Genomic DNA, 22,678 nt, shown 5'->3' on the forward strand with positions numbered 1-22,678 from the left:
TACCACCTACCATAACCAGTTGACCTTCAACTAGTTGCAGGCAGAATCGGGACAGATGCGGTCAGGCGGAACAGCAGGATAAAAGATGAAAATCAGACGCTTGTCGCCGGGAATTTCCTGCCCCTGACCATAGTCATTCCAAAGCGAGGCATTGTTGGTAATGTTGCCATCCGCTGGTGCACCGCGCAACCCGGAGTAGCTCAGCCCGATGTAACGCATTCCCGGCGCAATAGGGCTATTGTGAACCTGGTAGTCAATATACCAAGTCGGCTGCTGCGAAGGATTGGAAAAGCCAAACCAAGGCATGCCCGAATCGTTCTCCCACTTGACAGGGTCCCCACCCGGTGCTTCGTAGAACATGCCATCCTTTGGGTAGCGCCCCCGGTTGGTCTGGGCAAATATCTCCAGCGATGACCCAATCGTGCGGGCCGTCTGTTGAAACCAGCCACGCCGGGCGGTTTCCCGCGCCTTGATAAGGTTAGGCACGGCAATCGCCGTGATAATCCCCAAGATGAAAACGACCATGATGAGTTCAATCATCGAGAACCCACGTTGCGTACGATAAGGCGTCTGACGACGAAGCTCCAGCGAAAAGGTGCTCGACATGCCTTCACTTCTCCTTCACCAAGAAACCGGAAGCGGCAGCAGGCATCTCGCCTGACCATACCCAATGGGAGCAGAGTTGCCTTGAGTTGAACGTTGGCACAATGTGATTTCTGCAAACTTCGATCCAAAATGATGAAAACGGCTCCCTCCGGGAGCTTGGCACATCTGCAACAAAAGACCTTAAATCTTTGGTCAAGAAAAGCTTGCGCCGGAGGTGACACATCGTGGGCGGGAAACGGAAGCGCCGGGAAAGAGCCAGACCGTGGTTTTCCGGTGACGGATTTTTGTTACCACATTGTGGAAAGCTGACACGTTTTGTCAGCTTTTCCGGTCATGCTTCAGGGAAGGAAGGCACGCCGGTGGAGGGCTTGCCCTCTCCCGCCAGGATACTGCTATGAGATGTCCGCGCTGTTTTTATGAAGTACCGGTGGATGCCGAGCAGTGCCCGAAGTGCAAGCTGGCGACGCCCAAAGTACAGCAGGCCGGCGTCAGCACTGGCCTGGCCGGCAAATACGCCGCGCCCCAAGTCAAGGCAAAAACAGCCGCCGGCAAGACCGCCAGGCTCACCAAGGGCAAGACTGGCACTCTGGCACAGGAAGAAGCCAAGCCAGGACTTCCCCTCAACCGCTGGCAGCTCATCGCCTTGCTTGGTGGCGTGCTGATCCTCTTCGGACTGCTCGGTTACGGAGTCAGTGAATACCGCTTCTGGCACACGCCCGCCCCGACAGAACAACTCGGTGCGCTTCACCTTGTCGAGCGGGCACCGGCCAGCGGAGGCGGAAACATTGGCGAAGCCATCACCGCCTACCTGACCCGTCTCGTCGAAGAAAAAAAAGTTGAGCAGGTGGAAGGGTGGGAGGTCGAGTGCCAGGGTACGAAGTGCCGGGTGACGTACACCATCAAACTCGTCAACCAGAAGGAGCCACAGGTAGCCATCTGGGAAGTGGATCTCGAAAACCGGAAAATATCGCCTCAAAATGGCTGGGCCATTGATTTGACCAGGTAAGTTCACCACTGATTTCACTTCACACCCAAAGATGCCATCCATGCCAACCTCCTCCCCCACCAAACCACGCCAGGTCCTGCTCTACGACGGGCTGTGCGGCTTCTGCAACTGGGCCGTCAGGTTCGTCATTACCCATGACACCCAAGGGACGATGTACTTTGCCCCCCTCCAGAGTGAATATGGCAACCAAGTCATCGCCTGCCACTCGTGGCTGGCCACGGTGGACTCGGTGGTGCTCGTCGAAACCACGGATGACGGCATCGAACAGGTTTTCGTCCGCTCGACGGCCGCACTGCGGATTGCCGCCTACCTTGGCGGATGGTGGCGCTGGTTGACGCTGGGCTACGTCCTGCCCGGATTTCTTCGGGACTGGCTCTACGATGCCTTTGCCCGTATGCGCTACCGGCTGTTCGGGCGGTATGAGACCTGCCTTGTTCCTTCGCCGGACATCCGCGCGCGTTTTCTCTGGGTGTCACCGTAAGTTCTCCTGTGATTTGCACCCCAATTGCCGCCTCAACCCCGGATGACCTGCTGGCGGCCCTGCCGGTGGCGGCCGCGGCGGCGGACTGGCTGGAGCTGCGCCTTGATGCCCTGCACAACCTTTCGGTCGAGGCCGTGCTCCGGGCGCTTCACCACGTCCTGCCCCGTCGCCCCCGGCCGGTCGTGGTCACCTTTCGCCCCCGCGAACAGGGTGGCTTTCGGGACCTCTCCCACGCCGACCGCCTGCGGTTCTGGCACAGCGCCCTGACGACGCCGGCCGAGGCCTTCGACCTTGAAACCGATCTCATCGCGCCGCTTCTGCCGACTTATCCGCCCGACCATCCGGTGTGGGCGCGGGTCGTGGTTTCCCATCACGACTTTCAGGCGACACCGGCCGACATCCACGCCTTTGCTCTGGCGCACTTCCCGCCTCATGCCGGCACGGTCAAACTGGCGGTCAAGGTCAACCAACCGGATGACGTATGCCGCCTGTTTGACTGGCTGACCGGGACACCTTCGGCAACACCTTCCACCTGGCAGAAAATCCCGGTCGGAATGGGCGGGCTGGGCGTTCTGACGCGCATTCTCGGCCCGGCTTACGGCGCGCGCTGGACTTACAGCACGGGCCACGATGGCCGGGCCGTGGCTCCGGGACAACTCACCGCCACCGAACTCCGCGAAACCTTCCGTCTGTCCTCCCTCGACCGCCACACCATTGTGGCCGGACTTCTGGGCTGCCCCGTTGCGCACTCCCTTTCCAAAGACCTGCACAATGCCGCCTTTGCCCACCTTGGACTCAACTGGGTTTACATCCCCGTTGAAGTCTCCCCGGACGACCTCGCGCCGTTTTTACGCGACGCCATCCACCCCCGCACCCGGCGTCTTCCCTGGACAGTTGGGGGCTACAGCGTCACCCTGCCCCACAAGGTCGCCATCCTCCCTTACCTTGACCGGCTCACGGCAATGGCGGCGCGTGTCGGCGCGGTCAACACCATTCTGGTTTCCGGGCAGGAACTCATCGGCGACAACACCGATGTCGCCGGAGCGATGCGTCCGTTGCAGCAGCGATTTGCCGTGGAAGGAGAGCCGGTGGCCGTTCTGGGCGCGGGTGGTGCGGCCCAGGCGGTCGTCTGCGGACTCGTCGCGGCCGGTGCCCAAGTCACCGTGTTTGCCCGCCATCCCGCCCGTGCACAGGACCTTGGCGCCCGGTTTGACGTCCCCATTGTGCCGTTGGACGATTTCCACGGACGGCGGTTTGTGGGACTCGTCAACACTACCCCGGTCGGTATGGCCGGTTATGCCGAAGGTGCCTGCCCAGTGCCTCCAGAACGGCTGGAAGGGCTGGCCTGGGTCTATGACCTCATCTACCGCCCACGGCACACAGCGCTTTTGCAGGCTGCCAGCCAGCAGGGTATAGCCACGCTCGACGGGCTTCCCATGCTCATCGCACAGGCCGCCGAACAACTCGCCCGCTGGACAGGCCGGGACGTTCCCGAAACCATCCTCTTTGCTGCCGCCGAACGGGCGCTCCACAGCGTCAGGCCAGCGCCTTGACCATCTTGAGGGCATCATCGCCATCGGCGTAATAGCGTGCCAGACGCTGGGTCACGCTGTATCCGGCGTTGGTATAGAGCTGGCAGGCAGCAACATTTGTGGCGTGAACTTCAAGGTGGACAATCGTTATGCCACGGCGCCGGAACCCACGCTCGGCGGCTTCCAGCAGGCGGCGTGCATGTCCCTGGCGACGTGCTTCCGGCGCAACGCCGACGGCAATGATGTGTCCGCTGCCCAACAATTGCCCCCGGCCACGTCCCAGCGAAGCGTCGCGGTCCACCAGCCCGACCAGAAAGCCCACCATGCGACGCTGTCCGTCCAACGCCTTGTAGGAAACCGAATCCGGCGAATCGAGCAGGACGCGGAATGTCGCCAGATCGTAGGTCTCACGTTCAGGAAAACACCGGCGGTTGAGTTCCCAACAGGCATAGGCGTCCAGCAGGTTCAGGGGCAGGACATCCACCGTTTCCATGGCCATCAAGCCAGCCCATAGGCAGCCATGGTGGTGGGCGTTTCCCAGGCGCGCACGAGTGTCACCTGATAGTGCGGCGTGTTGATGCGCTTGGCGACCTGGTGAAACACGAAAGCGGCAATGTTTTCCGTCGAAGGGTTAAGTTCCCGGTCAAAAGGCGGCAGTTCGTTGAGGTGCTTGTGGTCAAGGTAGTGCATGACTTCCTCAGTTGCTTCGCGGACCGCCCGAAAGTCAACCAGGATATGGTTCCCGTCCAGTTTTTCCCCCCGGACAAACACCTGAATCCGCCAGTTGTGGCCGTGTACGGATTCGCCCTGTCCCCGGTAGTGGCGCAGGGCATGGGCGGCCGAGAATTGGGTTTCGACCATCACCTCGTAAAAATGCCTGTTCATAGCCGGTTCCGAAGCGGACAGCGCCCCCTGTGTTGTAGCTCCATTGGGCGTCGGCATCCTACGTGGTGATCATCACCAGATCGCGCCCCAGCGTGAAGGTCGGCTTTCGCCGGGCCTTGATCTGGCGGGTGGCACTCTGCGTCAGCGCCGTCACCAGCATCGGGAGGGCAATCGTGGGATCACAGTAGGTCGTCACGCTCCGTAGTTCTTTTGCCGCCCGACTCCAGTTGTCAGCATCCTCAACCGGATGCCACATGGCACCGCCCTCCAGTGTCACCTGCACGACGTACTTCAGCGGTCGCAAACGGGCATTGACAACCGTCCCGGTGGCCTGGGCCTGGCGTACGAAGTCACTACACAGACTTGACCCAAAGTACAGTCCGCCGACATTGGTGGAACCCAACAGAATGTGAGCCATCTCGACCACATCCTGAATGACATCGAACAGAAACGGCGACTTGCGGTCAATCCGCCCGGCAGCAATGCCGCGCACCAGCGGCGAGGTCGTCACGCCGGGACAAAACACCGGAATGCGTGCCTTGTACGCCGCGGTCAAAATCCCATCTTCGTTGGCTATCTCGGCCAGTTCGTGGCCGAGGAGGTTCAAAAACTCGCGGGTAGGGTAGGGCCGCGTCAGGTCCTGCATGTTGACGAAGCTGCGCAGCCACTCGTCAGCTTCCCGCACTTCTTCTTCGCTCAACAGCGTGTCGTACAGCCGGGCAATCCCATGCGACTGAAGCTCACTTTGGGCCGTCAGCGGTGAACCCTGGTAGTGCTGGCGTCCGAGTGATTCATGCACGTCGTGAAAAACCGTCAGCCCGTCGGTGATGATTACGTCCACATACCGGTTGCGAATCAGCCAGGCAAGCAGCCGCCGCATTCCGGCCGGAATCAGCGGGCCACTCACCCCCAGCACAATCGTGCAGGTGTCATCGAGCATGTTGAGCCAGATGTTGTGGGCAATGGCCAGATTGCGGGCCTGAAAAGAAGTCGCCTCAAACTTCGCCAACAGCCCGGCCACGCTTCGGTCACGGTCAATTTCGATGGGGTCGGTTGGGCGTTTCAGATACGGCGATGCTTTCGCTTTCTTGCTCATGATCTCTTGTTTCGTATGCCAGAGCGTGGGTTCGGCGCGCCAGCTTCTCAACATCAATACAGGCCAAAACCATCACCACCGCCGGAGCCACTCGACAAAGCCGAGGCGCGCTTTCGGTTCAGCTCAGATAGGTATAGCAGGACACATAGCTTTCATACTGCCGGCATAACTCGTTGGCGCGTTCCGCCGACAGCCGCCCACGTTTGACCTGCTCCGCTGCCAGTTCGCCAAAGCCCTCCTGGAGTGCTGACTGCTCATAACGCGCCGTCTCCACGGCTTCACCCAGGGTCCCTCCCGGAACAACCTTCGTAATGAGGTAGCCTTCATCTTCAATCACGATGTGCGCCTCGTTGAGTGGCCCAAACAGGTTGTGGCCACTTCCCATCACTTCCTGATAGGCCCCGACGAGAAACACGCCCAGAAAATACGGCTCTCCTTTGAAGGGATGGAGTTCGAGTGTTTCCTTGATGTCTTTCAGGTCCACAAACTTGTCAATTACGCCGTCCGAATCACAGGTGATGTCCACCAGGGTCGCCAACTCCGTCGGGGTCTTGTCCAGTTTGTGGAGTGGCATAATCGGAAACAGTTGATTGATAGCCCAGCTATCGGGAAGCGAACGGAAGATGGAAAAGTTACACAGATACTTTGCGGCCAACATCTGCCGCAGTTCTTCATATTCTTCCATCATGCTCTTGTCATTCTGGGCATACTTGGCCGTCCGTTCGCAAACCTCCCAGAAAAGAATTTCTCCTTTGGCCCGGTCTTCGAGGGAAATCAAGCCCAGATTGAACAGTGTGTAGAGTTCATCCTTGTGCTCGATGGCATCGTGGTAATACTCGGCATAGTTTTTCGAGTTGATGCCCATGCACAGGTCCTTGAGTTCGACGATGACCTGGGGATCATTGTCATCCACCTTGACGGCTTCGTACTCCCCCACCACCGTTTCGATTTCCGCCCGGATATTGGCCACAAGCACGGCGTGGTAGGAGGTCAGCATCCGCCCGGACTCCGTAATGATGTTTGGTTCCGGTACGTCCTCGTCCTCGCAGACGCTTTTGATGGTATAAACCACATCATTGGCAAATTCCTGGACGGTATAGTTGGCCGAGGATTCTGAACTCGTCCGGCTGCCGTCATAGTCCACACCAAGTCCGCCACCGACATCCAGATAGTCAATGTCAATCTTCATGGCCCGAATCTTGGCATAGACCCGTGCAGCTTCCTTGATGGCGTTCTTGACTCGCTTGATGCTCGTGATCTGGGAGCCGATGTGAAAGTGGAGCAGACGGAGCGAATCCACCATTTCATGCTCGCGCAGCACACGGATAACTTCCAGGATTTCGCTTGTCGTCAAACCAAATTTGGCTGATTCACCACCAGATTTTTCCCACCGGCCGCTCCCTTTCGAGTAGAGCTTGACGCGAATCCCAAGCAGGGGAGAAACGCCTATTTCCCGTGCCAACTGGATGACCATTTCCAGCTCGCCGATCTTCTCGATGACGATGACGACATTTTTCCCCAGTTCCGTCCCCAGCAACGCCATGCGGATGTAACTTTCATCCTTGAATCCGTTGCAAATCATCAGGGAATCGGCTGATTGCTCGTTGGCCAGCGCCGCATAGAGTTCCGGCTTGCTGCCGACCTCGATTCCGAAGTCATAGCGCCGGCCGGCACGCAAAAACTCCTCGACAACTTCCCGCCGGGGATTGACCTTCATCGGAAACACGCCGTAGTACCGCCCCTTGTAGTCGAACTCGCGGATGGCACTCCGAAAGGCCCCGGTCAATTTTTTCATCTGGTTGACAAGAATTTGTGGAAAACGCAGGAGCAGAGGGGCATGAATACGACGACGCTGAAGGTCTTCCAGGATTTCCATCAGGTCAGCCCCACGGCGGTCATACTCGCTGGGATGCACGACCAGATGGCCTTTTTTGTTGATGCTGAAGTACCCGGCACCCCAGTTTTCAATACCATAGGTCTGTGCGACCTCCTCGAGCTTTGCTTTCATCACCTGCCCTCGTGCCTGGAATTACGTCTGTAGATAACGACGTAAACAAGCCCGTGAATGTAGCAAACACAGCGTGTAGCGTCAAAAAAAAGTCCATCCCGGCCAATCGCGCTCAAAGCCAGCCATTTCAAGGACATAGCCGTTCTTTTCGGCCCTTCTGCCGGGGCGGCTGCGCACGTGGTTCCCGGCGTGTCTTTACATTCCACAGGCCGGCTGACTATACTTGCGCGCTGCTTTTTCGGCCGCCGGAGTGGTGGAATGGTAGACGCGCCGGACTCAAAATCCGGTGGGGGCAACCCCGTGAGAGTTCGAGTCTCTCCTCCGGCACTGTTTTCCCGCCACGGTTTTTCCTGAGTTTTCTGTCACCCATCCTGGGCCCGGGGCGCTGTTGTCCCGTTGCTTACCGGCGACAGCTCTGGTCTGCGTTCGGCTGTTCCAACTTCCGGCGCAGCCATACTGTCAAGACGCTCGGCCACCGGCGCCAGCCACGCCTGCACGCTCTGGAACAACCGTCGCACGGGGCTTTCCGCCGGGCGCAGACGCGCACCATTGGCCACCAACCGCATTGATGCAGCCTGTGCTGCATCGCCTGCCGGACGTCTTTCTGCACGCCGGGCAGCAACACCACTCACCAGGTCTTCAAGCGCCGCCTGTATCCCGGCCCCGCCGTCGGCAATGACATTCCAGCCCGGCTGATAGTAGGACGCCACGCCTTCGAGCATCTGGATCAGGCGAAAGGCATAGGCCAGGTCTTCCGGCAGCAGAAACCGCACCCGGCTGCGTTCGACGGCCTCGCCGACGGCAGCAATACGGTTTTTGGTATTCGATTGCAGGACGTTGATCTGACCAATCTCGGCAATGGCAGCGCGCGCCTGGTCGCGCGGCGTGTCAGGTGCGACGAGACCCAGCCGGTAAAATCCTTCCACGACTTCATCGGTGTGGCCGCGCAGCGCCGCGCGCACCAGATCGGTCAGCGCCTGCCGGGTTTCCACCCGAAGCGTCTGCACCATGCCAAAGTCGAGCAACGCCAGGCGTCCATCTGGCAGCACCAGAAAGTTCCCCGGATGCGGGTCAGCGTGGTAGTAGCCCTCACACAGAATCATGTAGGCATACATGTGCACCAGACGGTCGAGCAGACGCCGGGGCTGGCGGACAATCCGCCGCACGGCCTCCACGTCGGCAATCCGGCAGCCATCCACAAACTCCAGCGCCAGCACCCGCGGCGTACACAGTTCGTCAATCGTCTCCGGCACGACGACATCGGGAAACGGCGCCAGTATCTCCCGCAAACGGATGGCATGCCGGCGCTCGGCGGCAAAGTCAGCCTCTTCCCGAAACCCGGCTTCAAAGCGTCCCACAACGGTCAGGATGTCTTCCCAGATGGGCGTTCCCGACACCCGGCGCAATGCGCCCGCCATCCGCCGGATCAGCTCGAAATCGGTTTCCAGCAACTGGAGCGTATCCGGCTTGAGAAACTTGACGACGATTTCACGCCCACGCCACCGCGCCCGGTGAACCTGCCCGATGCTGGCCGTTGCCAGCGGTTCCGGGTCAAAACGCTCGAACAGTTCCGACAGCACGCGCCCGTACTCACGTTCGAGAAAGGGTTTCACCAGGTGGATGGGCACCGGGTGGACAGCATCCTGAAGCCGGGCCAGTTCAGCGGCGTAAGGCGGCGGCAGGGTGTCCGTACGGACGCCGACGACCTGCCCCACCTTGATGAACACAATGCCCAACTGCTCCAGCGCCTCACGTAACCGGCGCGCCGCGCGGGCTTGGCGTGCCGCGCGGGACCCAAGGGGCAGGAAACTCACCAGCCAGGCGAGAAAAAAGGGCAGCAGAACCCGGAAAATGGTGACGAAACGACGAAACAGGTGTGTTGACATACCACGGATGCACTCCGGCGCGACGCAGCCCCGGAACCTCATCGGCAAGCTTCAGCCGGGGGATAGACCAACTACTGATCACAGCCTAGCCCATGACGCCGGAAATTGACGCTGCCGGAAGCCGTCCGGCCAAAAAACGAATGAAATTCGTCACCAGCCCGGTGTAAAAACCTACCTGCGGTGTCACTTCCCACTTCACCAAGGACTTACGTTTATGAGCAACCCCCTCCTGTCCCTCTCCTCGCATTCACTTCCTGATCTTGACTCGCAACCGGACGGGAAATCGCGCATGACGCGCGTCGTGAGCATGTATTTCAACCGGGCGGCCGACATCCTGAACCTGGACCCCAACTACCGGCTCATTTTGGGTCTGCCCGGCCGGGAACTGGCCGTCAACCTGCCGGTCGAGATGGATTCGGGAGAAATCCAGATTTTCCCCGGCTACCGCGTGCAGCATCACGTCGCCATGGGGCCGATGCACGGCGGATTGCGCTACCGTCCTGACCTGACTCTCGATGACCTGCGCGCTCTGGCGCTCTGGGCCACCCTCACCTCCGCCGTTGCTGATGTGCCCTTTGGCGGCTCGATGGGGGGCATCATTTGTGATCCCAACCAACTCTCCATTCACGAACTCGAACGTCTGACCCGCCGGTATGTCGTTGAAATCCTCGACATCATCGGCACCGAACGGGACATCCTGGCGCCGGATTTCAGTACCGATCAGCAGGTCATGGCATGGATTATGGACACCTACTCGATGCATGCGCGCCAGACCGTTACGGCCATCGTTACCGGCAAACCACTCGAACTGGGCGGCTCCCACGGCTCGCACGAATCCGTCGGCTACGGCGTCTGGTGTCTGCTTGATGCCACATTCAAGCACCTGGGCAACAAACCGGCCCAACCACGGGTTGCCATCCAGGGGGCCGGACGCCGTGGCGGTTCGGCTGCCAAGCTGCTTCACCAGGCCGGCTACAAGGTCATTGCAATTACTGATTCCGGCGGCGGTGTCTATCATCCCGACGGCCTCGATGTCCCGGATGTGCTGGAATACTTCGCCCACAACGGCTCACTGGCCGGTTACACCGAAGCCGACACCCTCACTGACGAAGAACTGCTCACCATCGACTGCGATGTGCTCGTCCCGGCCTACCTGCAAAACCAGATCACGGCCAAAAACGCCTACAAACTCCGCTGCCGTATCCTGTGCGAAGCCGCGTACGGGGCCAGCACAGTCGAGGCCAGCCAAATCCTTGACGACTCGGACATTTACGTTATCCCGGCGATTATGGGCGAATCCGGCGGCACCATCGTGCGGTACTTCGAGTGGGTGCAGAACCGGATTGGCTTCCGCTGGCGGCGGCACGTCGTCCTGGAGCGTCTCCGCGACAAAGTCACAGCGATGTACCACAATGTCGTCAAGGCGGCCGAGACCTACGGCGTGAACCTGCGGGATGCCAGCTATATCGTGGGTGTTCAGCACATGGGACGCGACCTGGCACTGCGCGGCATCTATGCCTGATGTCCTCGCCCAGTGGATGGCGCGGCTGGCGGGCCAGCGCGTCCTGGACATTGGCTGCGGACGCAACAAAACCCCCGGCGCGCTGGGGATGGATGCCAACCCCCACGCGGACGCCGATCTGGTTCACAACCTCGATGACGTGCCCTACCCATTTCCCGAACACGCCTTCGATGCCGTCATCGGGCGGCACGTCATCGAGCACGTTCAATCACCGCTGGCGGTCATCATTGAACTGCACCGCATCGTGCGTCCCGGCGGCTGGGTTCTGCTCGTGGCCCCCCACTGGACGAATCCCGACTTTGCCACCGATCTGACCCACCGCAACCATCTCAACAGTTATTCCTTTCGCAACCTGACCGTCGGGCAGGAAGTGTTTGACTTCTACGCCCCGGTGCGCTTTCGTCAGCGCCCGCCCTACGTTACGCTTCTGAACCTGTGGCGCGCCTGTGGACTGGAATGGCTCGTCAATCTGGATCGTCGCCATCCCCGCTGGCGTTTCCTGCGGCGTTTCTGGGAACAATATCTGAATGCCGTCGTCCGGGGAAAAGAAGTCTATTTTGAACTCGAAGTCGTCAAACCGGACGGCGCTCCACCTGCACCATGAACCACCTTCCATCCGCGCCCACTCTCCGTGACCTTGCGGCTGCCTTTGGCTACACGGTGGAAGGGACAGCCGATGCGGCCGAAATCGTTATCACGGGCGTGGCTGGCCTCGACGAAGCCGGGCCCACGGAGCTTACCTTTCTGTCGAACCCACGCTACGCGGCCAAAGCCCGGACGACGCGCGCGGCGGCGATCATCGTCAGTCAGGGTGTTGCCACGGAAGGGCTGCCCTGCCCGGTCGTCCGTGCACCGGACGCCTACCTGGCCTTTGCCCGCATGGCTGGCTGGTTTTACCGGCCGCCGCGGCCTTCGCCCGGCATTCATCCCACAGCGATCATTGCGCCCTCGGCGCGGCTAGGGGCGGAAGTATCTGTTGGACCCTATGTGGTTGTCGGTGAAAACGTCGTTCTGGGCGACCGGGTCCGGCTTTTCGCCCACACGGTCATTTATGACGGCGCCCGCATCGGCGACGACTCGGTGCTTCACGCCCACGTTGTCATCCGGGAACAGGTCGAACTTGGCTGCCGGGTTACTGTCCACAACCACGTCACCATTGGCTGTGATGGTTTCGGCTATGCCAAGCGCCCGGATGGAAGCTGGGAAAAAATCCCGCAGGCCGGGCGCGTCATCATTGAAGACGACGTGGAAATCGGCGCCGGTACACAGATTGACCGTCCCAGCGTGGGGGAAACCCGCATTCGGCGCGGCGCCAAGCTCGACAACCTCGTGCAGATTGGTCATGCCGTCGAAGTCGGGGAGGACACCCTGCTGTGCGCCCAGGTTGGGATTGCCGGCAGCGCCACGATTGGCTCACGGGTCATCCTCGCCGGGCAGGTTGGCGTCGCCGGCCACCTGACAATTGGCGACGGCGTTACGGCACTGGCCCAGAGCGGCATTCCGAACGATGTCCCGGCCGGGCAACAGGTCGCCGGCTATCCGGCGGTGGACCGCCGGCAGTGGCTGCGCGTTTCGGCAGCGCAAGCCCGGTTGCCTGAACTGCTCAAACAAGTCCAGCATCTCGAAGCCCGCCTGAAGGCACTCGAACTGGCGGCGCGCGAAAAAGACCCTTCCCGGAAAGGATAGCCCATGATGACAGTCCATCGTTTCCACTTCCAAAAATATGGCATCGCGTTGTTGGCGGCGCTTGTGCTGCTTGTAACGACACTGCCCGGCCGCGCTGCTGCACCGGTGGCCTTTACCAGCGCCTACACCGACCTCAATCTGCGCTGCCGTTACGACAACACAGGGGCTTCAGAAGGCAGTGACGCGCCGATGTACTGCACCGGTTATGGCAACTATCGCCTCCTGGTGAGTTTCAGCGCCTTCGCGGCCGATATTTTCGTCGAAGCGCGCAACCGGAGCTTTTCGCGTCTGCTTGCCGAGGGGCAGACCCCCGGCTACACCCGCGAAAAAGGGCGCAAAGCCGAGTGGCGACTGGCTGATGGCAAACCCTTTGCCGTGATTTTGCGGGCCTTTACGTACCGCACCGGCCCCGATGACGCGCCGGATTTTTCCCGCAAGGTTGGCGAACGGCTGGTCATCAAGGGGCTTGCGGGCTTCGAGCACATTGACTTCACCGTGGACACCCGTGCGACGCCCAACGCCAACCTCCGCGCCCGGCAGCTTGCCGATGACGGCTATTCTGCTGTTGGGAGAGCAGGTGTGTCGTGGTGAAACGAGCTTGGGAGCGCGGGCGTCCCGCCCGCGGGGAAGGTGGCCCGTCGCGGCGCGATAATGGGGATGTCAACCCAGCGGTGTGGGGTTGGGGACGCGGGATGATTCAATTCAACCGTCGCTGACGCGACGGGGGCATTGGGGGTGCCGTGATCCGTGGGTTGAAAACCCGTACCCCGGCGTTGAAACGCCGGGCTAAATTCAACCGTCGCTGACGCGACGCGGGAGGATCTCAACCCGGCGGTGTCGTGATTGCCCGCACATAACGATGTGGATTTTGGGATACCTACGCCGTAGGACGGAAACCCGTGGACGTGGGCCGTTGGTCGTGGGCTGCAACGCATTTCTGCCGCGTAGCGGCCACTGAATTTAGCCGTGGGTTTTAACCCACGGATCGTGGGTTCACCCACGATGGGTTTCAACCCACGGAATTTTTGCCGCGTAGCGGCAACTGAATTTAGCCGTGGGTTTGAACCCACGGATCGCGGTGCCACCCAATCGTCCCCGTCGCGTCAGCGACGGATGAATGCCGTCCGTTGGGGATTCGTGCGGGTGGAATCAACCCAAGGGGTGTTTCCGGTGGCCATTCCGTTCACATCACAAGGGTTGTATTCAACCGTCGCTGACGCGACGGAAAATGATTGGTGGGCGACCGTGATCCGTGGGTTGAAACCCACGGCAAAATTCAGTTGCCGCTACGCGGCAAAAATTCCGTGGGTTGAAACCCATCGTGGGTGAACCCACGATCCGTGGGTTAAAACCCACGGCTAAATTCAGTGGCCGCTACGCGGCAGAAATGCGTTGCAGCCCACGACCAACGGCCCACGTCCACGGGTTTCCGTCCTACGGCGTAGGTATCCCAAAATCCACATCGTTATGTGCGGGCAATCACGACACCGCCGGGTTGAGATCCTCCCGCGTCGCGTCAGCGACGGTTGAATTTAGCCCGGCGTTTCAACGCCGGGGTACGGGTTTCAACCCACGGATCACGGCACCCCCAATGCCCCCGTCGCGTCAGCGACGATTGAATTTAGCCCGGCGTTTCAACGCCGGGGTATGGGTTTCAACCCACGGATCACGGTTGCCCACACACCCCCATGCGGGCGGGACGCCCGCGCTCCCAGCCTCGTCGCGTAGCGACGGATGAACACCATTCGTTAGAGTTCAGGCAGGCAAAATGCCCACACCCCTGCCAGGGTGCGGGCGGGACGCCCGCGCTCCCTGGGGAAGCACCCATGCGTAAGGATCGCCGTTCATCATCTGCGCGCCGTGGATGGCAGGGTTGCCTGCTGGTTGTTGGCCTGCTCGGTCTGGCTGCGGCATCACTCTGGCTGCTGTGGCATTTCCGGGACCGGCTCATGCCGGACCCGCCCCCGCTGGCCGGAAAGCTGCTGCACGTCCACGCCATTGATGTCGGCCAGGGCGACAGCTACCTCATCGTCACGCCAGAGAAGAAAACCATCCTCATTGATGCCGGGCCGGCCGAAGCCGGGTCAAAGGTGGTGGCATTTTTACGACAGCAGGGCATCGCCGAACTCGACCTCGTCATCGCCACCCACCCCCACGCCGACCACATCGGCGGCATGGGCTACGTTCTGGAAAGCTTCAAGGTCAAAAACTTCCTCGACAGCGGACAGGAACACACCACGCTGACCTACCGCCGCATGCTCGAAGCCGTCAAAAAGCACGTCGGACGACTCACGCTGGCCCAAGCCGGACAGAAGTTCAATCTCGACAACGGCATCACCCTCTCCATACTCGCCCCCCGGCAACCCTGGCTGCAAAATGTTTCCGGCAGTGACCTCAATGCCAACTCCGTCGTCGTACGGCTTGACTACGGACAGTTTTCCATGCTCCTGACTGGCGACGCCGAAGACGAAACCGAAGACCGCCTCCTGACCGATGGTGCGCCGCTCCAGGTCACGGTGCTCAAGGTAGCCCACCATGGCTCCCGGCATTCCACCAGGGAGCGCTTCCTGCGCGCTGCCACACCCTCCGTAGCCATCATTTCCTGTGGCGCGACGAACCGCTACGGCCACCCCGCGCAGGCGACGCTTGACCGCCTGCGCCGTCTCGATGTTGCGCTCTACCGTACCGATCTGCACGGCGACATCACCCTGACCACCAACGGGCAGGAATACCGCATCACGCCCACCCGCCAGGTGGCCGCAAGCGAACTCTGGCGCGGCCGTCAACCTGATACGGCCAATGATTCCGGCGATGAAATGCCGCGCCGCCGCGCCGGGTGACACTCTATGTCGCTACGGCGTGCCTGCCGGATGGAGCTTGTCGCGCGCCAGGCGCGCCGGAGCAAAGTCCGGGTCCAGGCGCAGTGCGGCCTCAAAATGGCGCTCCGCTTCGTCCGTCCGGCCCTGCCGGAGCAGTACGGATCCCAGGTTGAACCGGATCGTCGGCGTATCCACACCCAAATCCAGCGCCTCGCGCAAGATGGCTTCAGCTTCGGCTATCTGACCAAGGTTTACATAGGCGATGGCGCAGCTCGTCAGCGTCGGGGCATCCCGCGGCCCGTAGCGCCGCGCTTCAGCAATCTGTTCCAGGGCGCGGGTGGTGTCGCCCTGCAAGGCAAGCGTCCGGGCATAGAGGGCGTGTACCAGCCCCCAGTCAGCGTCAATAGGCACAACTTCCGGTGGCTTGCTGGCAACCATCTGGGCCAGCCTTGTGTGAGCAGCTTCAAAGCGTCCTTCGCGTAGATCGAGATGTGCAAGTCCCAGTAACGCCAAAAAGAAGTCCGGGGCCTGCGCTAGCGCTTGTTCATAGTAGGCGCGGGCCTGCACCGGGTCAGTTGTTTGGTAGGCATGGGCCAACGATGTGTAAGGCAACGGATGCTGGGGGTCGGTTTCCAGAAAGCGCGTAAACAGCCGCCAGTCGCTTTGCCAGTCGAGGTTGCGCCGACTCGTCCCGTAGGCATAACCGATGAACAACACCAGCGCCATGCCCACACTGACGCCGACCCGCCAGGCGGCTGCCGGCTGCTGGCTGGTCATTCCACCCAGTCTGACCAGCACCCAAGCGACGGCAATCACATAAGCCATAGACGGCACATACAGCCAGCGTTCTCCAAGGGGGGTCCACAGTGGCGCAATGATGTTGCTCACCAGTGCCAGCGTGATGAACCAGAAGCCCACCGCAAAGGTCAGCAGCGGAAAACGTCGCACGGCCGCCACGGCCCCCACAACCAGACCAAGCGTGACCAATCCACCAAGCACTGTGCGCCAGCTCCAGACCGGTGTCAGCGCCAGATTGTGCGCGTCGTACCAGGGCTTGAGGGGAAACCCCAGAAACACCAGCCGATACCATTCCAGGGAAACGCCGGCCATGGTGACGAGCCGTTCCCAGAGCGTTTGGGCATACAGGGGATTGCCCGACAGCGCCCCGGTTGGCTGAAACCCCTGCTGGCTCACGAGTCGCAACCCGGCATAGGGGAGCCAAGGGATGGCCAGCCAGAAGAAAGGGCGCGTCGTGATCCACCATGCTGACCAGCCCGCGCGCCAGAGATGCCGCCGCACGCGCAAGACCTCTGCCAACCACAGCGCCGCCGGCAGCACGACCATGTTTTCCTTGGACAGCATCGCCGCCAGATAGGCCGCTGCCGCCAGGGCGCGCCACCGTCCGGCATGCTCTGCATTCCGGCGCGCCTGCACCCAGCTCCACCACATCAGCCCGCCAAAGCACATTCCCAGCAGCTCAGCCCGCCCGACGACATTCGCCACGGCTTCAGTGTGTACGGGATGCACGGCAAACACCAGCGCCGCCAGCAGCGCCAGCCAGGGAGCTGCGCGGTAGCACCGCAGCAGCCACCACACCCAGGCCGTGTTGGCAGCATGAAGGAGGAGGTTGGTCAGGTGATAGCCGACAGGATGCAGCCCCCACAGGGCATAGTCCACGGCCAGCGTGGTTGCCAACATGGGACGGTAATTGTTGCCGCCACTCTGCCGGTGCTCCCAGTAGCCGGTCAAAAACAGGCGTGGCACGTCAGCCAGCGACCGGATGGTAGGGTTGTTGACGATGATGGGCGTGTCGTCATACGTAAACCCATTGCCGAGGGTGTTGGCATAGACCAACCCCGCCAGCCCGACAGCCAGCAGCCACGGCCAATGCCGATGTGCGGCAAACTTCTGGATGTTCACCATGAAAACTGTCCGACGAAGCCGCGCCGAATGAATGCGCCGATACGGATTGCCGTCCACCGTTGGCGCAAACTAGGCTTCACTTGTGTTCTCCGCTTTGAAACAAGTGGCTCCGTCGAAGAAAATGAAGAAACCATGAAGCCTGTCATCTGCACCTTCTGCAACTCTGAAATCTACACCTACGTCGGCCCCGAACCGGTCGAACTCAAGGCCGTTCACTTCAAGCCGACCCGTCCGGGTTGGGGCGCGCCCAAGCCGGGCGATCCACTGTATTGTCCAGTCTGCGGCAGCCGGTTCGTCGGCGTTTCCGTACAGAACAAGCAGCTTCGCATGGTGGTCAGCTCCGAGTATGCCGGTTCAGGCAACGTCGGCAAGCTGTAGGCGGCCCCCGGACTGCTGCACTTTCCCTTCGCGCGTCAGCTTCACGAGATGCGCCTGTACCGACCGTGCGGCCAGCGGGTGCAGCGCCGCCGGCGTGTCGGCATACACCACGGCCACCAGATCGGCGACCGTCGTCGCCCCGGAACGCAAGGCTGCCAGAATGGACTCTTCCCGCTGCTGGCGATGGGCCAGGTAAGCCGCCAGAACTGCCTGCGGCTCGCCCAGCGCCGGCCCGTGACCGCCCGCAATGAGTTGCACCGGCAACGTCTGAAGCCGCCGCAGCGAAGCGAGGTATGCCGCCATATCGCCCTCATCGGGATCAATGAGCACGCTGCCCAGCCCCACCACCATGTCGCCGCTGAGCAGTGTGCCGGTCGTTTCCTCGAAAAAGCACAGATGGCCCGGCGCATGACCCGGCGTGAACACCGCACGCAGCCGCCAGCCGGGCCAGCCCGGCGGTGTGGTGCTCCACCTTCCCATGGCCGGCGACGCCGGGATGAACTGCCCGTCGCCGTCGGCCAGCCACTGTGAAACCTGTACCTTGCCTTCCAGCAGCCGGGCAGTGATGGGATGGGCGGCAACCGGCACATTCCAGCGCCGGCTCAAGTGGGCGGCTCCTCCAACGTGATCGGGATGGTGATGGGTCAGCCAGATGGCCGTCACCCGCGCACCACATTGTTCGGCCAACCACGTCAGATGGGCATCGAGGCGTGCCTGCTCTTCGGGGTAGGGTGAAGCCGGATCAATGACGACCAGTTCCCGGTCGCCCACCAGGTAGCAGTTCGTATGCGTGGCCGGCGGCAGGGTCGGCGTACGAACCGGAAAGGTGACGATCCCCGGCGCCAGTTCGATAAAAGCTGGCGGCTCGCCATGAGCGGCAGGATGATCATGTAGCAACTCGCGCAGACGCTGGAAATCCTCCCGCCCGGCAAAACCTTCGGTCGTCCAGCGCAGCAGGCTGCGGACGCTGTGCAGGGTTGGCGGCACAAGCCGCACCGCGCCCTGCGCCCAGGCGGCCATGGCTTCCGCTGGCGTCACCCACTGTCCGTCCACCATTTCATCGGGCCAGAGTTCGGGTTCGTCCGCGCCGTCGAGCCGGCTGACGAAAAACGTGGTGTCGTAGCGGCGCGGGACACCCACCGGCGTCACCCATCGCCCGCCCGGGATGAGGCGGCGCGCGTCAATTTCGACGGCAAAGCGCGCACACACTTCGGCAAAGGTCAGGCGGCCGGCCATCAGGTCGGCGCGTACGGCCAGCCGCGTTTCGGGCGCAGTCAACCGGCTTTCGGCCAGCAGGATGCCCGCTTCCTCGAAGACCTCGCGCACCGCACATGCACACTGGGCGGCGTGTTCCGGGTCGGTGGCGTGGCGTACGGGTACCTGTTCGTCTTCCGGGTCGCGGCGACCACCCAGAAAGGCGTGGTAGCCGCCGAGAAAGGGCGCAGCCTGGGCGCGCCGGGCCCAGAAAAAGCGCCAGTCGCCGGTTTCGTTCCGGCGCAGTAGGATCACAGCCGATGCGTACTTGGGAACAACAGAAGTCATGGTGAATCAGAGGGCGCCGGTGTGGCCGCAACGTTCACAATACACGCTTGGGGCGCACCACGTCACGTATTGTTGGTTGTGGTTGTTGCTGGTTGGGCTGTGGGGAGGCTGCCTGTGGGCGCTGCCGGCCGGTGCCAGGCCGCTTCCGGCCGGGCTGTTTGTGTCGGATGAGCCGCTGACGGTGGCTGTTCTGCCGCCCGACATCGCCGACGACGTGGGCGGTGTTACGTCGGAAGGGCTGCTGGCGGCGCTGGAGCAGGCTTTGGCGCGGGAAGGGCTGGAAGTAGTGCCACGCGCACAGGTGTTTGCGGCAGTCCCAGCCGGCAGGCCGCTGGATTTCAACCCGACCTGTACGGCGGCGCAGGCGCTTGGGGCGCGAGTGGGCAGCGAAGGCTACGTGCTTGTGCGGCTGCGACGGGGCGAACGCAGCCTCCCCGACCGACAGACTGTGGTGGGCGGGACGCTGCATCTGTTCGCGGTGGAAACCCGTACGGGGCAGCTTGTCGCCAGCGAGCATGTGGATTTCATCGAGGGAAAAGAAGGGTTTTTGCCGGCGGTGGCAGCAGGCATCGAAGCGGCGGCGCAGCGTTTTGCAGCGGACTGGCGGCGGATGCGGGGACAGACGCCGGGGATGGGGTGTGCGGCGGGCGGGGATGGTGCCGACGAGGTGCTTGACTTGCGGGACGGGGTGTTGCCGCCCGGCGTGACCGCGCCGGTGCCACTGGTGCGGGCGCGCCCGGAGCCGACCGGACTGGCGCGGGCGGCGGGTGTCACGGCGACGGTAATGGTTGAAGTGTGTGTTGGCCGGGACGGGCAGGTGTGGGAGGTGGCAGTGGTGCGTTGGGCAGGGTACGGGCTGGAAGCGGCGGTGGAGAAGGCGTTGCGGGCGGTGCGCTTCCGGCCGGCCTTGCGGCAGGGGAAACCTGTCGCGGCGTGGTTTGTGGCCGCGTTCAACTTTCGGTCATCGCCTGCGGATGACCGGTAGTGTGGAGGGGGTTATGGCCAACACATACAGTTCGTTGTTCTACCACGTTGTTTTCAGCACAAAGCAGCAGACGAAGTTCATTCGGCCGGAAATTGAGCAGCGTGTTTGGGCTTACTTGGGGGGTGTGGCATCCCGGCAGGGAGCAAAGACGGTACAGATTGGGGGTATGGAGGATCACGTTCACGTGCTGCTGATGGCGCCGCCGACAGTTTCGCCGGCGGAGCTTGTCAGGCGGATCAAGGGGGATTCGTCGCGCTGGATACACGAGGTGTTTCCAGAGTTGCGGAACTTTGGTTGGCAGGACGGGTATGGGGTGTTTTCGGTGAGCAGGTCCAATGTGCCGCAGGTGGTGAAATACATTCAGAACCAGCGTGAGCATCACCGGGTGCAGACGTTTCAGGAGGAATATCTGTTGTTTTTGAAGAAGCACCAGGTGGCGTACGACGAGCGGTATGTGTGGGGGTGAGGAACAACCTGGGAGCGCGGGCGTCCCGCCCGCATAAATCCAACGGATGGCATTTCAACCGTCGCTGACGCGACGGGGGGGGGGTTGGGGGGCGTCTGCGATCCGTGGGTTGAAACCCATACCCCGGCGTTGAAACGCCGGGCTAAATTCAACCGTCGCTGACGCGACGGGGGCATCGGGGGCATCGCGATCCGTGGGTTGAAACCCACGGCTAAATTCAATCGTCGCTACGCGACGGGGGGATTCCAACCCGGCGGTGTGGTGGGTTGGTCACGTGATGATTCATCCGTCGCTACGCGACGATGAGGGATGCGTCGGATGCCCGTGCCGTGGGTCGGAAATCCGCGGACGCGGGCCGTTGGTTGGTCGTTGGTCGTCGCAACCGTATTTTTGCCGCGTAGCGGCAACTGAATTTAGCCGTGGGTTTCAACCCACGGATCACGTCGCCCCAATTGGTTCCCGTCGCGTAGCGACGGATGAATGCCATCCGTCGGGGATTTGTGCGGGCGGGACGCCCGCGCTCCCAGGGTTTCCGGTGGCCATTCCGTTCACATCACAAGTTGGAGGCGTCCCACAATCATCCCCCGTCGCGTAGCGACGATTGAATTTAGCCCGGCGTTTCAACGCCGGGGGATGGGTTTCAACCCACGGATCGCGTCGCCCCCCATATTGGTTCCCGTCGCGTAGCGACGGATGAATGCCATCCGTCGGGGACTCATGCGGGCGGGACGCCCGCGCTCCCAGGGAAGGTGCCCGCGTTCCCTGGTGCTACGTGGCAACAACGGCCACCAACACCTCCCCCTGCGCGCCGCCTACCGCCAAACGCACACCGTCGCTGCGCCACGCCAGACATGCCACGCCACCCGCCACATCGTACCGCCCCACCGGCGACACCGTCCGGCCGGGCTTCTCCGGCGGACGCCACACCAACACCCCATCCTCCGCCCCCGACGCCAACACTCCCCCATCAGGACAGTACGCCAGCGCCGTCACCAGCCCGCTGTGCCCTTCCAGAACAATCGGTGTCGAACCCGCCGGCCCGTCTCCGGCAAAATCCCACAGCGTGACCGCCGCCCCACCACCCGTCGCCAGAAACCGCCCCGCCGGATGCCATGCCAACTCCCGCACCTTTATCATGTAGCCCGACATCACCAGGTCCTCTCCGGTCGTCACATCCCAGACGTGCACCGTGGCGTCCTGATCGCCCGCCACCAGATACCGCCCCTGCGGCTGCCACCGTACCGCCAGATGCGAACCCTTCCAGGCAAAGACTTCCGCCGGCAGGTCAGTGCCCGGCGTCCAGACCGTCAGCAGCCCATAGCATGCCGTCACCAGACACCGGCGCTGCGGATGCCAGTGCAGGTCGGCAATCGTACTCGTGTGGCGTACGTGCTCGCTGATGAGGTCGCCCGTGGGCGTCCAGAAACGCAGGACCTTGCCGGCCGCCGAAGCGAGTACGGCAGGCGCGCCATCCTGGTAAGGTGGACTCCACGCCACCTGCTCCACCCATGCCGCGCCCGCCGGCAGGCTCGCCCGCTGGTCGCCGGTCGTTGGCTCCCACAGGCACACCTGCCGGTCCTGCCCGCCGGTGGCGAGTACCGTGCCGTCCGCCGACCAGCTTAGCGTCATGCCGCCCGTCCGGTGCGCCGCGCATGACCAGCGTTGCTCCCCGGTTGCGCCGTCCCAGACCGTCAGCGTCCCGGCCGCCGACAGGGCCGCCAGATGCCCGCCATCCGGCGCCCATTCCAGCGCCACGACGCCATCATCCAGCACCGCCTGCCAGTCCACTTCAAGCTGGCGGGTCGCCCCCTTCAGAAACGCGGCAATCGAAGGCAAACGCACGGCAGCCGCCTCCCC

The 22,678-nt window shown here is 62.1% G+C and carries 20 protein-coding genes and 1 tRNA gene; 12 read left to right on the top strand and 9 right to left on the bottom strand.

Features of this window, described 5'->3' with window-relative positions:
* Positions 1–30 precede the first annotated feature (30 nt).
* Entirely contained in the window at positions 31–606 is a 576-nt protein-coding gene (locus J8C01_RS10250) for a type II secretion system protein (RefSeq protein WP_211431850.1), read from the bottom strand.
* A gap of 394 nt (positions 607–1,000) precedes the next feature.
* Between J8C01_RS10250 and J8C01_RS10255 the strand changes: the two genes are divergently transcribed.
* Genes J8C01_RS10255 through aroE form a run of 3 tightly spaced genes read left to right on the top strand, consistent with a single transcriptional unit; the run spans position 1,001 to position 3,646 of the window.
* Positions 1,001–1,612 carry a hypothetical protein gene (locus tag J8C01_RS10255; RefSeq protein WP_211431851.1) on the top strand — a complete coding sequence of 204 codons (612 nt, stop codon included), beginning with the start codon at positions 1,001–1,003 and terminating at the stop codon, positions 1,610–1,612.
* 40 nt (positions 1,613–1,652) lie between these two features.
* A complete protein-coding gene (locus J8C01_RS10260) occupies positions 1,653–2,093 on the top strand; it encodes a thiol-disulfide oxidoreductase DCC family protein (RefSeq protein WP_211431852.1) in 441 nt (146 codons plus the stop codon).
* Positions 2,094–2,101: 8 nt separating this feature from the next.
* Positions 2,102–3,646 (top strand): shikimate dehydrogenase, encoded by a 1,545-nt coding sequence (gene aroE, locus J8C01_RS10265; RefSeq protein WP_211431853.1) that lies wholly within the window; start codon positions 2,102–2,104, stop codon positions 3,644–3,646.
* Here aroE and J8C01_RS10270 read toward each other — a convergent pair.
* The 4 genes from J8C01_RS10270 to speA form a co-directional block, all read right to left on the bottom strand.
* Entirely contained in the window at positions 3,630–4,118 is a 489-nt protein-coding gene (locus J8C01_RS10270; RefSeq protein WP_187288373.1) for a GNAT family N-acetyltransferase, read from the bottom strand. The genes aroE and J8C01_RS10270 overlap by 17 nt on opposite strands.
* A gap of 5 nt (positions 4,119–4,123) precedes the next feature.
* Positions 4,124–4,567 (bottom strand): 6-carboxytetrahydropterin synthase, encoded by a 444-nt coding sequence (locus J8C01_RS10275; protein WP_081464842.1) that lies wholly within the window; start codon positions 4,565–4,567, stop codon positions 4,124–4,126.
* A 1-nt stretch (position 4,568) separates the two neighbouring features.
* Positions 4,569–5,606 (bottom strand): deoxyhypusine synthase family protein, encoded by a 1,038-nt coding sequence (locus tag J8C01_RS10280; protein ID WP_014100555.1) that lies wholly within the window; start codon positions 5,604–5,606, stop codon positions 4,569–4,571.
* A gap of 118 nt (positions 5,607–5,724) precedes the next feature.
* Positions 5,725–7,614, bottom strand: a complete 1,890-nt coding sequence (speA, locus tag J8C01_RS10285; protein WP_014100556.1) for a biosynthetic arginine decarboxylase — start codon at positions 7,612–7,614, stop codon at positions 5,725–5,727.
* 244 nt (positions 7,615–7,858) lie between these two features.
* Between speA and J8C01_RS10290 the strand changes: the two genes are divergently transcribed.
* Positions 7,859–7,941: transfer RNA gene (locus J8C01_RS10290), tRNA-Leu, on the top strand.
* Between the two features lie 35 nt (positions 7,942–7,976).
* On the opposite strand, the gene J8C01_RS10295 is transcribed toward J8C01_RS10290, so the two are convergent.
* Positions 7,977–9,500, bottom strand: a complete 1,524-nt coding sequence (locus J8C01_RS10295; RefSeq protein ID WP_211431854.1) for an ABC1 kinase family protein — start codon at positions 9,498–9,500, stop codon at positions 7,977–7,979.
* Positions 9,501–9,789: 289 nt separating this feature from the next.
* Here J8C01_RS10295 and J8C01_RS10300 point away from each other — a divergent pair, with 289 nt between their 5' ends.
* From J8C01_RS10300 to J8C01_RS10320, 5 genes are all read left to right on the top strand, one after another.
* Positions 9,790–11,022: a Glu/Leu/Phe/Val family dehydrogenase gene (locus J8C01_RS10300; protein ID WP_211431855.1), complete on the top strand. Its 1,233-nt coding sequence runs from the start codon at positions 9,790–9,792 to the stop codon at positions 11,020–11,022.
* Positions 11,015–11,626: a class I SAM-dependent methyltransferase gene (locus J8C01_RS10305; protein ID WP_211431856.1), complete on the top strand. Its 612-nt coding sequence runs from the start codon at positions 11,015–11,017 to the stop codon at positions 11,624–11,626. Before J8C01_RS10300 ends, J8C01_RS10305 begins: the two co-directional genes overlap by 8 nt.
* Complete coding sequence (gene lpxD, locus J8C01_RS10310; protein WP_211431857.1) at positions 11,623–12,708, top strand: UDP-3-O-(3-hydroxymyristoyl)glucosamine N-acyltransferase; 1,086 nt, start codon at positions 11,623–11,625, stop codon at positions 12,706–12,708. Before J8C01_RS10305 ends, lpxD begins: the two co-directional genes overlap by 4 nt.
* 3 nt (positions 12,709–12,711) lie before the next feature.
* Positions 12,712–13,299, top strand: a complete 588-nt coding sequence (locus J8C01_RS10315; RefSeq protein ID WP_211431858.1) for a hypothetical protein — start codon at positions 12,712–12,714, stop codon at positions 13,297–13,299.
* Positions 13,300–14,534: 1,235 nt separating this feature from the next.
* A complete protein-coding gene (locus tag J8C01_RS10320; RefSeq protein WP_211431859.1) occupies positions 14,535–15,548 on the top strand; it encodes a ComEC/Rec2 family competence protein in 1,014 nt (337 codons plus the stop codon).
* Positions 15,549–15,560: 12 nt separating this feature from the next.
* Here J8C01_RS10320 and J8C01_RS10325 read toward each other — a convergent pair whose 3' ends face one another.
* The gene (locus J8C01_RS10325) at positions 15,561–17,450 is read right to left on the bottom strand and encodes a tetratricopeptide repeat protein (RefSeq protein WP_211431860.1); all 1,890 of its coding nucleotides are present in this window, start codon (positions 17,448–17,450) and stop codon (positions 15,561–15,563) included.
* A gap of 132 nt (positions 17,451–17,582) precedes the next feature.
* Between J8C01_RS10325 and J8C01_RS10330 the strand changes: the two genes are divergently transcribed.
* Entirely contained in the window at positions 17,583–17,828 is a 246-nt protein-coding gene (locus tag J8C01_RS10330) for a hypothetical protein (protein ID WP_014100565.1), read from the top strand.
* Here the strand turns inward: J8C01_RS10330 and J8C01_RS10335 are convergent.
* Entirely contained in the window at positions 17,805–19,370 is a 1,566-nt protein-coding gene (locus J8C01_RS10335) for an MBL fold metallo-hydrolase (RefSeq protein WP_014100566.1), read from the bottom strand. The genes J8C01_RS10330 and J8C01_RS10335 overlap by 24 nt on opposite strands.
* Between J8C01_RS10335 and J8C01_RS10340 the strand changes: the two genes are divergently transcribed.
* Entirely contained in the window at positions 19,369–20,355 is a 987-nt protein-coding gene (locus tag J8C01_RS10340) for an energy transducer TonB (RefSeq protein WP_211431861.1), read from the top strand. The two genes, J8C01_RS10335 and J8C01_RS10340, sit on opposite strands and share 2 nt — an antisense overlap.
* A gap of 13 nt (positions 20,356–20,368) precedes the next feature.
* A complete protein-coding gene (gene tnpA, locus J8C01_RS10345) occupies positions 20,369–20,821 on the top strand; it encodes an IS200/IS605 family transposase (protein WP_211431862.1) in 453 nt (150 codons plus the stop codon).
* Positions 20,822–21,589: 768 nt separating this feature from the next.
* On the opposite strand, the gene J8C01_RS10350 is transcribed toward tnpA, so the two are convergent.
* Positions 21,590–22,663, bottom strand: coding sequence for a WD40 repeat domain-containing protein (locus tag J8C01_RS10350; RefSeq protein ID WP_211431863.1), 1,074 nt, complete (start codon positions 22,661–22,663; stop codon positions 21,590–21,592).
* Between the last annotated feature and the right edge of the window lie 15 nt (positions 22,664–22,678).

Source organism: Chloracidobacterium sp. D (assembly GCF_018304685.1).
GTDB lineage: Bacteria > Acidobacteriota > Blastocatellia > Chloracidobacteriales > Chloracidobacteriaceae > Chloracidobacterium > Chloracidobacterium thermophilum.

Excerpts from the sequence above, each read along its gene's own strand:
- J8C01_RS10305 (WP_211431856.1), top strand. The coding sequence starts at position 11,015 with ATGCCTGATGTCCTCGCCCAGTGGATGGCGCGGCTGGCGGGCCAGCGC.
- J8C01_RS10300 (WP_211431855.1), top strand. The coding sequence starts at position 9,790 with ATGACGCGCGTCGTGAGCATGTATTTCAACCGGGCGGCCGACATCCTG.
- J8C01_RS10320 (WP_211431859.1), top strand. The coding sequence starts at position 14,535 with ATGCGTAAGGATCGCCGTTCATCATCTGCGCGCCGTGGATGGCAGGGT.
- J8C01_RS10315 (WP_211431858.1), top strand. The coding sequence starts at position 12,712 with ATGATGACAGTCCATCGTTTCCACTTCCAAAAATATGGCATCGCGTTG.
- speA (WP_014100556.1), bottom strand. The coding sequence starts at position 7,614 with ATGAAAGCAAAGCTCGAGGAGGTCGCACAGACCTATGGTATTGAAAAC.
- J8C01_RS10325 (WP_211431860.1), bottom strand. The coding sequence starts at position 17,450 with ATGGTGAACATCCAGAAGTTTGCCGCACATCGGCATTGGCCGTGGCTG.
- J8C01_RS10280 (WP_014100555.1), bottom strand. The coding sequence starts at position 5,606 with ATGAGCAAGAAAGCGAAAGCATCGCCGTATCTGAAACGCCCAACCGAC.
- J8C01_RS10330 (WP_014100565.1), top strand. The coding sequence starts at position 17,583 with ATGAAGCCTGTCATCTGCACCTTCTGCAACTCTGAAATCTACACCTAC.
- J8C01_RS10255 (WP_211431851.1), top strand. The coding sequence starts at position 1,001 with ATGAGATGTCCGCGCTGTTTTTATGAAGTACCGGTGGATGCCGAGCAG.
- J8C01_RS10295 (WP_211431854.1), bottom strand. The coding sequence starts at position 9,500 with ATGTCAACACACCTGTTTCGTCGTTTCGTCACCATTTTCCGGGTTCTG.
- J8C01_RS10340 (WP_211431861.1), top strand. The coding sequence starts at position 19,369 with ATGGTGAATCAGAGGGCGCCGGTGTGGCCGCAACGTTCACAATACACG.
- J8C01_RS10250 (WP_211431850.1), bottom strand. The coding sequence starts at position 606 with ATGTCGAGCACCTTTTCGCTGGAGCTTCGTCGTCAGACGCCTTATCGT.
- J8C01_RS10335 (WP_014100566.1), bottom strand. The coding sequence starts at position 19,370 with ATGACTTCTGTTGTTCCCAAGTACGCATCGGCTGTGATCCTACTGCGC.
- J8C01_RS10260 (WP_211431852.1), top strand. The coding sequence starts at position 1,653 with ATGCCAACCTCCTCCCCCACCAAACCACGCCAGGTCCTGCTCTACGAC.
- J8C01_RS10275 (WP_081464842.1), bottom strand. The coding sequence starts at position 4,567 with ATGCCGACGCCCAATGGAGCTACAACACAGGGGGCGCTGTCCGCTTCG.
- tnpA (WP_211431862.1), top strand. The coding sequence starts at position 20,369 with ATGGCCAACACATACAGTTCGTTGTTCTACCACGTTGTTTTCAGCACA.
- lpxD (WP_211431857.1), top strand. The coding sequence starts at position 11,623 with ATGAACCACCTTCCATCCGCGCCCACTCTCCGTGACCTTGCGGCTGCC.
- J8C01_RS10270 (WP_187288373.1), bottom strand. The coding sequence starts at position 4,118 with ATGGAAACGGTGGATGTCCTGCCCCTGAACCTGCTGGACGCCTATGCC.